Genomic DNA, 15169 nt, shown 5'->3' on the forward strand with positions numbered 1-15169 from the left:
TCTTAATTTTACGAATATCCATGAGTGTGGTTCCGTACTCTGTTTAATTGGAATGTGACAGGCGTTTTACTGCCGTTTGTAAAGCCCATGAGTATCCATCAGCGCCAAGTCCACAGATGACGCCAGCAGATACATCAGAAAGATAGGAGTGATGTCGGAACGGTTCGCGTGCATGCACGTTTGAGAGATGCACCTCAATAAAAGGTATGCTGACCGCCAACAGGGCATCACGCAGTGCAACGCTGGTGTGCGTGAACGCAGCCGGATTGATGATGATGTAATCCACATTGCCACGGGCTTCGTGAATACGATCAATCAACTGAAACTCTGCGTTCGATTGCAAATGACTTAATTTCACATCGTGCTGTTCAGCCTGTTGCGTCAGATCGCCGACAATTTGCGCCAGCGTGGTATGACCATACTTATCAGGCTCGCGCGTTCCCAACAGATTCAGATTGGGACCGTTCAAAAGCAGTATGTGAAATTTGTGCGCCATCTTGCTGCTATCTCCTGCAATCAGTGAGGCATCGCGTAAAATACCGCGACATCTGCCGTTTGTCACTCCTGAGAGTGAAAAAGGCGACTTCGCTTGCAATAAAGCCGGGCATTATATCCGTTTCGTCGCAATTCGCAGCAAAATACTGGTCTTATCTGCGAAGTTGATCGGATGCGGCCCTTAGGCCACACCTTTTAACAGATCTCGTGACAGGAAAACAACCGTGCGGGGATTATCGACGCAGAAGATTACGCAACTTATTGTAACGCCAGCCTAACAACACTAAAGCCAGCAGCGCATAAATCCAGGGCTGCGGCGAGAAGACTTTCACCGACCAAAGATAGTGGATAGGTGCGAGGATCGCGACAAGATAGATGCCGTTGTGCAGGGTTTGCCAGCGACGACCCAATTTACGTTGCGCACGCTGAAACGAAGTGATGGCCAGCGCAAACAGTACTATCCAGCAGATCATCCCCAGTAACAGATAAGGGCGTGAAACAATCTCTTTACCCAACAGTTGCAGGTGGTTGTACCCCAACTCCAGCAAGTAATAGCTTGTCAGATGCAAACAGGCCCACACAAAACACCACACACCCAGCATGCGGCGGGTGCGGATCAGCAAGGGTTGCTTCAGGTAGCGTGTTAAAGGGCTGACCAACAGCGTAGCCAGCAACAACTTCAGCGCCATCCTGCCGGTAAAATGCTGAATGTCTTTGGCTGGGTCTGCGCTCAGCCAACCCTGGCTGGCTGCCATAAACAAATAGACGAAGGGCAAGAAGGCAGCCAGATGCAGCACCACTTTCAGCAGGGTGATATGACGTAACGTCAGTCGCACTCAGTAGTTCTCCCGTAAATCGAGCCCGCGATAGAGCGATGCCACTTCTTTAGCGTAGCCGTTAAACAGCAGCGTTGGCTGACGTTCCACATTGAGAATGCCGCCAGAACCAATGAAACGCTCCGTCGCCTGTGACCAGCGCGGATGGTCAACGTGCGGATTCACATTGGCGTAGAAACCATATTCATTAGCAGCGATCTGGCTCCATGTCGTCGGTGGTTGATCGCGGGTCAGCGTGATCTTGACGATCGATTTGATCCCTTTAAAGCCATATTTCCACGGCACCGTCAGGCGAATCGGGGCGCCATTCTGTGGTGGCAGCGCTTTACCGTACACGCCGGTGCTTAATAGTGTGAGAGGGTGCATGGCTTCATCGAGGCGTAATCCTTCCACATAGGGGTAATCCAGCCCACCGCCGATAAAGCGATCTTTCTGCCCGGGCATTTGATCCGGCGCATATAACGTCTGAAAGGCGACAAAGCGGGCATTGCTGGTGGGTTCAGCCAATTTGAGTAATTTATTCAGCTCGAAGCCCACCCAGGGGATCACCATCGACCACGCTTCAACACAGCGCATGCGATAAATACGCTGTTCCATGGCAAAACGCTTAAAGATGTCGTCCATATCCAGCGTGATCGGTTTCGCCACTTCACCTTCAATGCGCAACTGCCAGGGTTCGGTTTTCAGCGTGCCGGCGTTGGCGGCAGGATCGGCTTTATCCAGGCCAAACTCATAAAAGTTGTTGTAGCCGGAAACCTTGTCAAACGGCGTCATGGGCAAATCAGCTTGCCACTGCGCGGGTTTGGTAAATTGCAGATCGCGACCTGCGGGGGCAGGTGGGCGGTCATTGCCTTTGAACCAGCTCAGCACATCTGCCTGCGCCGCGCCGGGCAAACTTGCCGCAGCTGCGCCTAATCCTAGCGCTTTCAACACCTGACGGCGGCGCATATTAAAGATGCTCTCGGGCGTCACGTCGGATTCGGTAAGGTATTGCTTCAGCTTCATGACATTCTCCGGCGAAAAAGGTGTGGTACTCAGCATGATCAACTCACGCTGGACACGCCACTTTGCCCGGAAAAATATGAAATTTCCTGGCGAAAGCGCTCTGTTGAGAATAGGACGAAAAAGCCCGTGTGAAACGCAAGCCATCACACTTTGCGGCTATACTCGCGCCGCAGGGCCGATTAGCATGGCGCACCGCCTAATTTGATGCGCGTCTGGCGCTGATTCAGACGATGTTTTGTGCTATTTTGCTCAGGTTTACGCCAATGAGCAGGTTGGCGCCGTTGGATGGCGACCGTTCAGAACCGCAGTGATACAGGCACAGGGATGCGATTAACAACTAAGTTTTCTGCGTTTATTACATTATTAAGCTTACTGGCAATGTTATTGATGCTGGTCGGATGCGCTTTTAGTTTTATCTGGCTATCGCAACAGCGCGTAGAAACACGCGTCAATACGCTAGCGACCGAAGTCGATAAAGCGCTGACAACGCAATCGCCACAAGAACTGACGCAGTGGTTGACGCGCATCATGCCGGTGATCAATGCGGAACAGATTGAGATGCATAACGGCAATACCGTGGTGTTTCAACTCGCTCGCCATGAAAATCCTATGCTCGAAGATGAGCCGAATCGTTTTATCCAGTTCGATCTTCCGTTGGTACACTCTCCCGGCCTTGAACTGCGAGTAGTGGTACTCGATCCTGCGAAAACCTGGTTCCGCTCCTTTACCGGTGCCTATACGCTGATTGTCCTGCTCAGCGTGGTGGCCATTATGTCCGCTTTATTGGTGATGACGCATCGTTGGATCAATCGTCGCTGGCAGCACATGGAGCGTTTAGAAGCACGCTCCGAGCGCATTCTGGCGGGTGAGCGCGTGCCCTCCGTCGGGCATTATGCCGAATGGCCGCCAAAAGCCAGTCGCGCCATTGACACATTACTTAACGATCTTCAGGAAGCGGGCGAGCAGCGCCTGCGCATTGATACGCTTATCCGTACGTTTGCCGCACAGGATTCACGCACCGGCCTGAATAACCGCCTATTCTTTGATAACCAGTTAGCCACGCTGCTGGAAGATCAGGAAGATGTGGGCACGCATGGCGTGGTGATGATGGTGCGTCTGCCCGATCTCGACACGCTGCATGAAACGCTGGGCCAAACGCTGGTGGATGAATACCTGTTTGACCTGATTAATATGCTGTCGACTTTTGTTCTGCGCTATCCAGGCGCTTTACTGGCACGCTACTTCCGCAGCGATTTTGCTGTGTTATTGCCGCACCGCACGCTTAAAGAGGCCAACAGTATCGCCGATCAGTTGATCAACGCGGTCGACTCATTGCCGCCGATGCGTATGGTCGATCGCGATGATTTAATCCACATTGGCATCAGTGCGTGGCGCAGCGGAGAAACCGTGCCGCAGGTGATGGAAAATGTCGAGATGGCGACCCGTCGTGCCGCTTTGCAGGGCGGTAACAGTTGGTCAGTCGGTGAAGGCAATACCTTAGACATGGGGCGTGGTAGCGTGCGCTGGCGAACGCTGCTGGAAAACACCCTTAATCGCGGCGGCCCACGTCTTTACCAAAAACCGGCCGTATTGCTGGATGGCAAAGTACACCACCGTGAAATGCTGGCGCGCGTGTTCGATGGCGACAAAGAAGTGGTGTCGGCCGAGTATATGCCGCTGGTGCTGCAACTTGGTTTGACCGACAGTTGGGATCGCCAACTGGTGACGCGAATCGCGGCACTTTCTGAAGTGTGGCCTGATGAAACACTGGCTTTACCCGTCAATATTGACTCCTTATTACAGCGCCCATTCCAGCGCTGGCTGCAAAAGCTTTTGTTGCAATGTACAAAATCGCAAAGAAAACGTTTTTTATTTGAACTTGCTGAGGCGGATGTTTGTCAACACATCAATCGCTTAGTACCGGTTTTCCAAATGTTGACCGCGTTTGGTTGTCGTGTGGCGGTGGATCAGGCGGGTATGACCGTGGTGAGCAGTGCTTATATCAAGCAGTTCCCAATCGAAGTGATCAAACTCGATCCGGGGCTGGTACGTAATATTGAACGTCGTACTGAAAACCAGTTATTTGTGCAAAGTTTACTGGAAGTATGCAAATCCACCTCGACACAAGTTTTTGCTGCGGGCGTGCGCACGCGCGCGGAGTGGCAAACGCTGGCGAATCTGGGCGTGGCAGGTGGGCAGGGCGACTTCTTTGCCCCATCATTGCCGGTGAACAGTAACGTGAAAAAACATTCACAACGTTATCGAATTTAGGTCTTCAGCCAGTAAAGCGGCGCTGAGTCGCTTTTTTCTGCCATTTGGTGGATAACGTCCGCGCTTATGATGGCTGGAAATGTTAGATTTTATGTCGAAATTCGCCCGGTGATTGAGGGTGAATTTACGTTTAATAGGGCGGCTTAGCGCTATTTAACGGCGGCCAGGGATAAGCGAATCGGCCCAAAAAATTATTCAGCGTATTTTTTCACCGAAGCAGAACGTTTTTGCGCCTTGTAGCGGCTTCGCGTGGTTGGTAAAGTAGGCGGATTTTATTTTCCGCCCCCAGCTTGCAGGATTATCCCTTAGTATGTTTAAAAAATTTCGTGGCATGTTTTCCAATGACTTGTCCATTGACCTGGGTACCGCGAATACCCTGATTTACGTAAAAGGACAAGGCATCGTGCTGAACGAGCCTTCCGTGGTTGCCATTCGTCAGGATCGTGCCGGTTCGCCAAAGAGCGTTGCGGCCGTAGGTCATGACGCCAAGCAGATGCTGGGTCGTACTCCAGGCAACATCGCGGCCATCCGTCCTATGAAAGATGGCGTGATCGCCGACTTCTTCGTGACTGAAAAAATGCTCCAGCACTTCATTAAACAAGTGCACAGCAACAGCTTTATGCGTCCAAGCCCACGTGTGCTGGTCTGCGTACCGGTTGGCGCCACTCAGGTTGAGCGCCGTGCTATCCGTGAATCTGCACAGGGTGCAGGCGCGCGCGAAGTGTTTCTGATTGAAGAGCCGATGGCTGCCGCAATTGGTGCAGGCCTGCCGGTATCAGAAGCAACCGGTTCGATGGTGGTGGATATCGGTGGTGGTACCACTGAAGTGGCCGTCATCTCCCTGAACGGCGTGGTCTACTCTTCTTCTGTACGTATCGGTGGTGATCGCTTCGATGAAGCTATCATTAATTATGTGCGCCGCAACTACGGTTCACTGATTGGTGAAGCCACTGCGGAACGTATCAAACACGGCATTGGTTCTGCCTATCCGGGTGATGAAGTACACGAAATTGAAGTACGTGGTCGTAACCTGGCAGAAGGTGTACCGCGTGGCTTTACCCTGAACTCCAATGAAATCCTCGAAGCGCTGCAAGAGCCGTTGACCGGTATCGTGAGTGCAGTGATGGTCGCGCTGGAACAGTGCCCACCAGAACTGGCTTCTGATATCTCCGAGCGCGGCATGGTGCTGACCGGTGGTGGCGCATTGCTGCGCAATCTGGATCGCCTGCTGATGGAAGAAACCGGTATTCCGGTGGTTGTTGCAGAAGATCCGCTGACCTGCGTCGCGCGCGGCGGTGGTAAAGCGTTGGAAATGATCGACATGCACGGCGGCGATTTGTTCAGCGAGGAGTAAATCCTCATCGGCTGAGACCGTGGTCAAATTGCGCAGGGAGTCGCGCCTATCGACGCTGCGCACGACGGCGAGATGCGTCCAGCCCTGGAGGCGTTAGTCATAAGACTGGCGCTTCTTCCCTGATGTCGAGGAACACGCAGAATTTATGAAGCCGATTTTTAGCAGGGGGCCTTCCCTGCAGTTGCGTCTCTTTCTGGCAGTCATTGTGGCTATCGCGATTATTATCGCAGACAGTCGCGTGAGCTCCTTCTCCCAGATCCGCAACTACCTGGACACGTCGGTAAGTCCATTTTACTTTCTGGCCAATGGGCCGCGACAGCTTCTTGACGGTGTCTCAGAAACGCTGGCTTCACGCCAGCAGCTCGAGCTGGAAAACAAAGCGCTGCGCCGTGAGCTCTTCCTGAAAAACAGTGACCTGCTGATGCTGGGGCAATACAAGCAGGAAAACGCACGTCTGCGTGAGCTGCTCGGCTCGCCGCTGCGTCAGGATGAGCACAAGATGGTGACCCAGGTGATTTCAACCGGCACCGATCCGTATACCGATCAGGTGGTTATCGATAAAGGCAGCGTAAACGGTGTATACGAAGGCCAGCCGGTGATCAGTGATAAAGGTGTAGTGGGTCAGGTGGTGGCTGTGGGTCAGGTGACCAGCCGCGTACTGCTGATTTGTGATGCTTCTCATGCGTTGCCGATTCAGGTGTTACGTAATGATATTCGCGTGATTGCGGCGGGTAACGGCTGCAGCGAAGACTTGCAGCTGGAACATCTGCCGGGCAACACTGACATTCGTGTTGGCGATGTGCTGGTGACGTCAGGCCTCGGTGGACGTTTCCCTGAAGGCTACCCGGTTGGCGTGGTCTCTTCCGTGAAAGTCGATACCCAACGTGCCTACACCGTGATTCAGGCGCATCCGACGGCAGGCCTGCAACGTCTGCGTTACCTGCTGCTGTTGTGGGGCGCGGATAAGAATGGCGACATGCCAATGGCACCCGATGAAGTTCACCGCGTGGCGAATGAGCGTCTGATGCAGATGATGCCGCAGGTCTTGCCGCCAGCGGGCGAAATGGGCCCACCGGCACCGGATATGATGCAACCTGGCCAGCAAATGGGGCCGCCGGCACCCGCTAACAGCAGTCGTTCGCAAGGGATCCCAGCGAACACACGCGGAGGCCAGCCTTGAGTCGATATCGCAGCCAGGGCCGATGGGTTATCTGGCTGTCCTTTCTGATTGCCCTCATTCTGCAAATCATGCCCTGGCCGGAACAAATCTACATGTTCCGGCCTTCATGGCTTTTGTTGATCCTGGTTTACTGGGTTCTGGCATTACCGCACCGGGTTAATGTCGGAACAGGCTTCTTTTTAGGGGCCGTGATGGACCTGGTGGCCGGTTCGACGCTGGGGGTGCGCGCGCTGGCGTTCAGCATCATCGCGTATCTGGTGGCCTTCAAATTTCAGCTATTCCGAAATCTGGCGTTGTGGCAGCAGGCATTAATGGTTATGGTGCTGTCGCTCGCGGTGGATGTAATTGTTTTCTGGGCTGAATTCCTGGTGATCAACGTCTCATTCCGCCCGGAAATCTTCTGGAGCAGTGTGGTCGACGGCATTCTATGGCCCTGGCTATTCTTATTAATGAGAAAGATTCGTCGTCAGTTCGCTGTTCAGTAAGGAAGACTATGATAAGCCTGTATCTCGCATCCGGTTCACCGCGTCGACGTGAACTGCTCACGCAACTGGGTCTGCAGTTTGAGCGTCTGGTTACCGACGTTGAAGAGCAGCGCCAGCCAGAGGAAGCGGCGGAAGTGTATGTTCGCCGTCTGGCTCTGGATAAAGCGCGCGCTGGCGTGGCAGTCGCGCCGCAGGATTTACCGGTGCTGGGTGCAGATACCATCGTGGTACTCAACAATAACGTGCTGGAAAAGCCGCGCGATGCTGCACACGCAGCGCAGATGCTGAGTCAACTCTCCGGGCAAACGCATCAGGTGATGACTGCCGTCGCGCTGGCTGACAGTGCACGCGAGCTGGATTGCCTTGTCACCACTGACGTGACATTCCGCAATATCACGGCAGAAGAAATCTCGCACTATATTGCCAGCGGCGAGCCGATGGACAAAGCCGGCGCGTACGGAATACAGGGTCTGGGCGGCAACTTTGTCCGCAAGATTAATGGAAGCTATCACGCCGTAGTGGGATTACCGCTGGTTGAAACCAATGAGTTGCTGAGCCACTTTCAGTCACTGCGTGCGTTAAGGGGACAAGATGACGGCTGAGCTGCTGGTTAACGTTACACCTTCTGAAACCCGTGTTGCCTATATTGATGGCGGCATTCTGCAGGAAATTCACATCGAGCGCGAAGCACGGCGCGGTATCGTAGGGAATATCTATAAAGGCCGCATTAGCCGCGTTTTGCCCGGCATGCAGGCCGCGTTTGTTGATATTGGCATGGATAAAGCCGCCTTTCTGCACGCTTCTGACATCATGCCGCACACCGAATGCGTGGCGGGTGATGAGAAGAAAAACTTCGTCGTACGCGATATTAGCGAGTTGGTGCGTCCCGGCCAGGATTTAGTGGTACAGGTGGTGAAAGATCCGCTCGGCACCAAAGGCGCGCGCCTTACCACCGATATTACGCTGCCTTCACGTTATCTGGTGTTTATGCCAGGCGCATCGCATGTGGGTGTTTCCCAGCGTATTGAAAGCGAAGCGGAGCGTGATCGCTTGAAAGCGGTCGTTTCCGCCTACTGCGACGACCTCGGCGGTTTCATTATTCGTACTGCTGCTGAAGGCATCTGTGAGGAAGACCTGGCGCAGGATGCCGCGTTCCTCAAGCGTCTCTGGACCAAAGTCAGCGAGCGTAAGAAACGTAACCAGACGCGCTGTCTGCTGTACGGCGAGTTAGCATTGGCACAGCGCGTGTTGCGCGACTTTGCCGGCGCAGCGCTGGATCGCATTCGCGTGGATTCACGTCTGACCTGCGATCTGCTGGTGGAATTTACCGGCGAATATATCCCGGAAATGGCCAGCAAGCTGGAGCTGTACAGCGGCAAACAGCCAATCTTCGATCTGTTTGATGTTGAGAATGAAATCCAGCGCTCACTGGAGCGCAAGGTTGAACTCAAGTCGGGCGGCTATCTGATCATCGATCAAACCGAAGCCATGACCACCGTCGATATCAATACCGGTGCATTTGTTGGGCATCGTAATCTCGACGAAACCATCTTCAACACCAACATTGAAGCCACGCAGGCGATTGCTCGCCAGCTGCGTCTGCGCAATTTGGGCGGCATTATCATCATCGATTTTATCGACATGAGTAATGACGACCATCGTCGCCGCGTACTGCATTCGCTGGAAAGTGCACTGAGCAAAGATCGGGTGAAAACCGGTATCAACGGCTTCTCGGCGCTCGGTTTGGTGGAAATGACGCGTAAACGCACGCGGGAAAGTATTGAACATGTGCTCTGTGCCGATTGCCCGGTGTGCAAAGGGCGCGGCACGCTGAAAACGGTGGAAACGGTCTGCTACGAAATCATGCGCGAAATCGTGCGTGTGCATCATGCTTATGATTCCGATCGCTTCCTCGTTTATGTTTCCCCGGCAGTGGGCGAGGCGTTAAAAAGCGAAGAGTCACATGCGCTGGCTGAAGTGGAAATCTTTGTCGGTAAGCAGGTTAAAGTTCATGTTGAGCCGCTCTATACTCAGGAGCAGTTTGACGTTGTCATGATGTAAGTCGTGATGCTGAACGCCGTTATTCAACGGGAAGCAAGGAGAGGTGCGTGAGGCGGTTGCCGAGGATTTTGTTACTGCTGCTCGCCGCAATCATCGTTATTGTGGCGCTGCTAGTCAGCGGGTTGCGCCTCGTGATGCCGCATCTCAACAGCTATCGCAGCGACATACTGCAGACGATTTCACGCGTCAGCGGAGTGACGGTGGATGCCAGCGAGCTGCAGGGTAAATGGGAGAACTTCGGCCCAACCCTGCAGGTGCGCAATCTCAACGTTGTGATGCCGGAAGATGGCAAACTCACCATTGGCCGTGTAAATCTGGCGCTTAATGTCTGGCAATCGCTGCTGCACTGGCGCTGGCAGTTCCGCGATCTGACCTTCTGGCAACTGCGTCTCGAAACCAATCATCCGCTGCTCACCAGCGATCAACAAAAAAACAGCTTTAAGCCGGCGCAAATCAACGATCTGTTTCTGCGCCAGTTTGACCACTTTGATCTGCGTGATAGCAGCATCCGTTTTCTCACGCCCTCTGGCCAGCACGCTGAGCTGGCGATCCCGCGTCTGACCTGGCTCAACGAAAGCACGCGTCACCGCGCGGAAGGGGAAGTTAATCTCTCCAGCTTTACGGGGCAGCACGGTGTGGTGCAGGTGCGACTCGATCTCAACGATACCAACGGATTACTCAACGATGGCCGCATCTGGATGCAAGCGGATGACGTCGATGTGCGCCCGTGGATCGGTCCGTGGCTGCGTGACAATACCAGCCTCGAAAGTGCCCGCTTCAGCCTTGCAGCGTGGGTGAATCTGCGTGATGGCGATGTCTACGCAGGTGACCTGTTGCTCAGTAAAGGCGGTGCACGCTGGCGCGGCGAACAGGGCGATCACCAGCTGCAGGTCGATGGCTTAACCGCGCATCTGGCGCGTTTCCAAAATGGCTGGAGTTTGTCCGTCCCGCAAACCCGACTCAGCACCGATGGCATCGCCTGGGCGCCGGGGCACTTCTCACTTCTGTGGAAGCCCGAAGACCAGCAGATGCTGGGCGCTAACAGTGGTGCGGAAGTGCGTGTCCGTGCCACCCAACTGGATCTGGAGCGTCTGGCACCATTGGTGCCGCTGTTCAAACCCTTATCCCCTGCGTTACTGGATAACTGGCGTGCATTGCAGCCGCGCGGCAACATCGATGCGCTGGCGCTGGATATTCCGCTCAATCAGCCCGAGCAAACCCGCCTGCAAGCCAAATGGCGCAACCTGGCGTGGCAGCATTGGGAGTTATTGCCGGGGATCAGCAATCTCAACGGTACCGCCAGTGGCAGCGTGAGTAACGGTCGGTTAGATGTGGCGATGGGACAAGCGGAAGTGCCTTATGGCGACATGTTCCAGGCGCCACTGCAAATTCAACAGATCACTGGCAAGCTGAACTGGCAGCGCGATGCCAGCGGCCTGACGCTGGACGGTCAGAATCTTGATGTTCAGGCACGTTCCCTGTGGGCGCGCGGTGATTTCCGCTATCAGCAAAATGTCGGCAAAGCGCCGCAACTGGATATTCTGGCGGGCATTCGCGTCACCGATGCGGGTGATGCCTGGCGCTACTTCCCGGAACCGCTAATGGGCCATGATCTGACCCATTTCCTCAGCGAGTCGATCAAAGGCGGGAAAGTGGACAATGCCACGCTGTTGTTCGCCGGTAATCCCAGCCTGTTCCCGTTTAAGCACAATGACGGCATGTTTGAAGTGTGGGTGCCGCTGCGTCAATCCACTTTCCAGTTCCAGCCCGGTTGGCCAGCGCTGGAAAACCTCGATATCGACCTCGATTTTGTTAACGACGGCCTGTGGATGAAAGCCGAGAAAACCAAATTGGGAGAAGTGGATGCACGTAACGTCAGCGCGGTGATCCCGGACTATCTCAAAGAGAAGTTGATCATCAATGGCGATCTTAGCGGTCAGGGCAAGCAGATTGCCGATTACTTCGAACAGACGCCTTTGAAATCGACGTTGGGCGCGGCACTGCAGCAGCTGCAAATCGGTGGCAATGTGCGCGGTTCATTGAATCTCGATATTCCGCTGGATGGTGAATTGGTGCATGCCAGCGGGAATGTGGTGATGAACAATAACAGCGTGCACATCAAGCCGTTAAACACCACGCTGGAAAATCTCACCGGGCGCTTTCGCTACAACAACGGCAATCTCGAAAGTGAAGAGATGCAGGCTAACTGGTTCGGTCAGCCCACCGGCGTCCGTTTTTCTACCACTGAGAATCCTGACAACTTCGGCGTCAACGTGAAGTTATTGGGCGACTGGCAGCCGTCGAAACTGAAAGTATTGCCGGCCAGTGTCAGCAGTCAGTTGAGCGGCAGTTTGCCGTGGCAGGGCAATGTCGACATCACGCTGCCACACAATGGTGGTGCGACCTATAAAGTCGATTTGCAGGGTGAAGGCAAAACAGTAAGCAGTCACTTACCTGCGCCGCTGGATAAGCAGGCGGGCGAAGCGATGCCCATCGCCATCAACGCCACCGGTGATCTGAAAGGATTCACGCTAAGCGGCAGCGTGCGTGAGCACAACCGTTTTAACAGCCGCTGGATTCTCGAACCCCAGCTGCGCGTGGATCGCGGCATCTGGCTCAACGATGCGAAAAGCACGCCGAAGCTGCCAGAAAAACGCGGGATGGAACTCAATTTACCCCCGTTGGATGGTGAAGCCTGGATGGGGCTACTGGCGGGAAGCAGTGGTTCGCGTAATGCTCAGGGCGAAACGGAAGTGGGCGGCGCGCTGTTACCGGGTGATGTGACTCTGCGGACACCGGCACTGATGCTGGGTGGACAGCAGTGGCATGACGTTAATGCCACCGTCACGCAAGGGCCGACCGGCAACACGCAACTCCAGCTGGAAAGCCGCGAAGCGCGCGGCAGTTTGCAAACCGCACAGCATGCGCCATGGCAGATCGACCTTAGCTATCTTTACTACAATCCAGAATGGGCGAACAGCAGCGAAAACAACGCCTCGCCGTTGGGTGGCAACAGCAGCACAGTCGACTTCAGTAACTGGCCAGCGATGCAGCTAAACTGTGATGAGTGCTGGCTGCGCGGGCAGAAGTTTGGACATATGCAGGCCAGATTACAGCCGCAGGGAGATACGTTAGCACTTACTAACGGTAGCGTGGATTCCGGCAGTGCGAAGCTGAAGATCAACGGCGAATGGGTCAACAAGCCGGGCAATCAGCGTACCTCATTAAAAGGCAGTCTGAGCGGTAAAAACATCAATGACGCCGTTAACTGGTTTGGGATGAATACCCCACTTCGTGACGCGCCGTTTCACGTGGATTATGACCTGCACTGGCGTTCCGCCCCGTGGCAGCCTTCAGCGGAAACGTTGAGCGGTACGCTGAAAACCCATTTTGGCAAAGGCCAGATTGCGGATGTGAATACCGGGCGCGCAGGGCAGTTGCTCCGCCTGATGAGTTTTGACGCCTTACTGCGTAAGCTGCGCTTCGATTTCAGTGACACCTTCAGCGAGGGCTTCTATTTCGATTCAATTAACGGCACGGCGTGGATCGAAAACGGTGTAATGCACACGGATAACCTGCTGGTCGATGGCCTTGAGGCGGATATCGCCATGCAGGGGCAGATCGATCTGGCAAAACGCCAGATTGATATGGAAGCGGTCGTTGCCCCTGAGATCTCCGCTTCGGTGGGTGTGGCGACGGCCTTTGTAGTCAACCCGGTGATCGGGGCCGCCGTATTTGCCGCCAGTAAAGTATTGGGCCCGCTGTGGAATAAGATTTCGCTACTGCGTTATCACATAAGCGGACCGTTGGATAAACCGGAAATCAATGAAGTGCTGCGCAAACCGCGCGAAGACGACAAGAAGTGAATTTGACGCCGTCGGGGAATTGCCGCAGGCTATGACTATCCGAGCACATAATGAGTGAGAAACGATGACTCTGAATCTGGTAAGTGAGCAGTTACTAGCTGCGAACAGCATTAATCAGCAGGACCTTTTTTCCCTGTTAGGGCAGCTTTCAGAACGTCGTCTGGATTATGCCGATCTCTACTTCCAGTCCAGTTTCCATGAATCCTGGGTGCTGGAAGACAAAATCATTAAAGATGGTTCTTACCATATCGACCAGGGTGTCGGTGTGCGTGCTATCAGTGGTGAGAAAACCGGTTTCGCTTACGCAGACCAAATCACCCTGAACGCCCTGCGCCAGTCTTCTGAAGCCGCGCGCAGTATTGTGCGTGAGCAGGGCAATGGCAAAGCGCATACGCTTTCAGCGGTGATCAACCGTTCGCTGTATGCGCCGGTGAATCCGCTGGACAGCCTGACGCGCGAAGACAAAATTGCACTGCTGCATCGTGTTGATACCGTGGCACGTGCGGCCGATCCGCGCGTGCAGGAAGTCAACGCCAGCCTGACAGGCGTGTACGAGCAGGTGCTGGTGGCGGCGACCGATGGCACGCTGGCTGCGGATATCCGTCCGCTGGTGCGTCTGTCGATCAGCGTACAGGTGGAAGATCAGGGGAAACGTGAACGTGGCTCTAGCGGCGGCGGGGCGCGTACCGGCTATGAATTCTTCTATGCCGATGAAAACGGTGATGTCCGTGCCGATGCATGGGCGCGTGAAGCGGTGCGTCTGGCGTTGGTGAACCTCTCTGCTGTTGCTGCGCCTGCGGGCACATTGCCGGTGGTGTTAGGCGCTGGCTGGCCGGGCGTGCTGTTGCATGAAGCCGTTGGTCATGGTCTTGAAGGCGATTTCAACCGCCGTGAAACTTCGGTCTTCAGCGGAAAAATGGGGCAACTGGTGGCCTCTGAACTCTGCACCGTGGTTGACGATGGCACCATCGAAGGCCTGCGCGGCTCACTGGCGGTGGATGATGAAGGCGTGCCAGGCCAATACAACGTATTGATCGAAAACGGCGTGCTGAAAGGTTACATGCAAGACAAGCTTAACGCGCGTCTGATGGGTGTTCCGCCAACCGGTAACGGGCGTCGTGAATCCTATGCGCATCTGCCGATGCCGCGTATGACCAACACCTATATGCTGGCAGGCAAATCCACGCCTCAGGACATCATTTCCAGCGTTGAGTATGGGATTTATGCGCCGAACTTTGGTGGTGGTCAGGTGGATATCACTTCCGGCAAGTTTGTCTTCTCAACCTCGGAAGCCTATCTGATTGAAAACGGCAAAGTGACCACGCCGGTGAAAGGTGCAACGCTGATTGGTTCGGGTATTGAAGCAATGCAGCAGATCTCAATGGTCGGTAACGATCTGGCGCTGGATAAAGGCGTTGGGGTGTGCGGTAAAGAGGGGCAGAGTGTGCCGGTCGGCGTCGGCCAGCCAACCCTGAAGCTGGATAAAATCACCGTCGGCGGTACTGCATAATCATTCCAGGTGCGCATAAATGCGCACCTGACGAATGACCGTAGCGTCTGATATTCCCATGCATAGCGCACGCTACAAAGCCTGATGACTCCATGGCGCCCACTCT

Annotated in this window: 11 protein-coding genes; 8 read left to right on the forward strand and 3 right to left on the reverse strand. The window is 54.6% G+C overall.

What is annotated here, in order from left to right; all coding sequences use genetic code 11:
• Positions 1-43 precede the first annotated feature (43 nt).
• From aroQ to msrP, 3 genes are all read right to left on the reverse strand, one after another.
• On the reverse strand, positions 44-496 hold the full coding sequence (aroQ, locus tag VI01_RS21120; RefSeq protein WP_038644361.1) for a type II 3-dehydroquinate dehydratase: 453 nt from the start codon (positions 494-496) through the stop codon (positions 44-46).
• Between the two features lie 232 nt (positions 497-728).
• Positions 729-1331 carry a protein-methionine-sulfoxide reductase heme-binding subunit MsrQ gene (gene msrQ / locus VI01_RS21125; RefSeq protein WP_045816531.1) on the reverse strand — a complete coding sequence of 201 codons (603 nt, stop codon included), beginning with the start codon at positions 1329-1331 and terminating at the stop codon, positions 729-731.
• Entirely contained in the window at positions 1332-2336 is a 1005-nt protein-coding gene (gene msrP, locus VI01_RS21130; protein WP_045816532.1) for a protein-methionine-sulfoxide reductase catalytic subunit MsrP, read from the reverse strand.
• A gap of 324 nt (positions 2337-2660) precedes the next feature.
• On the opposite strand from msrP, the gene csrD reads away from it, so the two are divergent.
• The 8 genes from csrD to tldD all read left to right on the forward strand — a co-directional run bounded on the left by csrD (position 2661) and on the right by tldD (position 15063).
• Positions 2661-4607: an RNase E specificity factor CsrD gene (gene csrD / locus VI01_RS21135; RefSeq protein WP_038644366.1), complete on the forward strand. Its 1947-nt coding sequence runs from the start codon at positions 2661-2663 to the stop codon at positions 4605-4607.
• A gap of 310 nt (positions 4608-4917) precedes the next feature.
• Positions 4918-5961 carry a rod shape-determining protein MreB gene (gene mreB, locus VI01_RS21140; protein WP_007891976.1) on the forward strand — a complete coding sequence of 348 codons (1044 nt, stop codon included), beginning with the start codon at positions 4918-4920 and terminating at the stop codon, positions 5959-5961.
• Between the two features lie 145 nt (positions 5962-6106).
• Positions 6107-7141, forward strand: coding sequence for a rod shape-determining protein MreC (gene mreC, locus VI01_RS21145; RefSeq protein WP_045816533.1), 1035 nt, complete (start codon positions 6107-6109; stop codon positions 7139-7141).
• On the forward strand, positions 7138-7626 hold the full coding sequence (gene mreD / locus VI01_RS21150; protein ID WP_034830875.1) for a rod shape-determining protein MreD: 489 nt from the start codon (positions 7138-7140) through the stop codon (positions 7624-7626). The genes mreC and mreD overlap by 4 nt, the downstream gene beginning before the upstream one ends.
• 8 nt (positions 7627-7634) lie before the next feature.
• Positions 7635-8228: a nucleoside triphosphate pyrophosphatase gene (locus tag VI01_RS21155; RefSeq protein WP_038644368.1), complete on the forward strand. Its 594-nt coding sequence runs from the start codon at positions 7635-7637 to the stop codon at positions 8226-8228.
• Entirely contained in the window at positions 8218-9687 is a 1470-nt protein-coding gene (rng, locus tag VI01_RS21160) for a ribonuclease G (RefSeq protein WP_038644369.1), read from the forward strand. The genes VI01_RS21155 and rng overlap by 11 nt, the downstream gene beginning before the upstream one ends.
• Before the next feature lie 47 nt (positions 9688-9734).
• The gene (gene yhdP, locus VI01_RS21165) at positions 9735-13553 is read left to right on the forward strand and encodes an AsmA2 domain-containing protein YhdP (RefSeq protein WP_045816534.1); all 3819 of its coding nucleotides are present in this window, start codon (positions 9735-9737) and stop codon (positions 13551-13553) included.
• 64 nt (positions 13554-13617) lie between these two features.
• Positions 13618-15063, forward strand: coding sequence for a metalloprotease TldD (tldD, locus tag VI01_RS21170; protein ID WP_038644371.1), 1446 nt, complete (start codon positions 13618-13620; stop codon positions 15061-15063).
• The last annotated feature ends 106 nt before the right edge of the window (positions 15064-15169 follow it).

Source organism: Pantoea sp. SM3, assembly GCF_000963995.1.
GTDB classification, from domain to species: domain Bacteria; phylum Pseudomonadota; class Gammaproteobacteria; order Enterobacterales; family Enterobacteriaceae; genus Pantoea; species Pantoea rwandensis_B.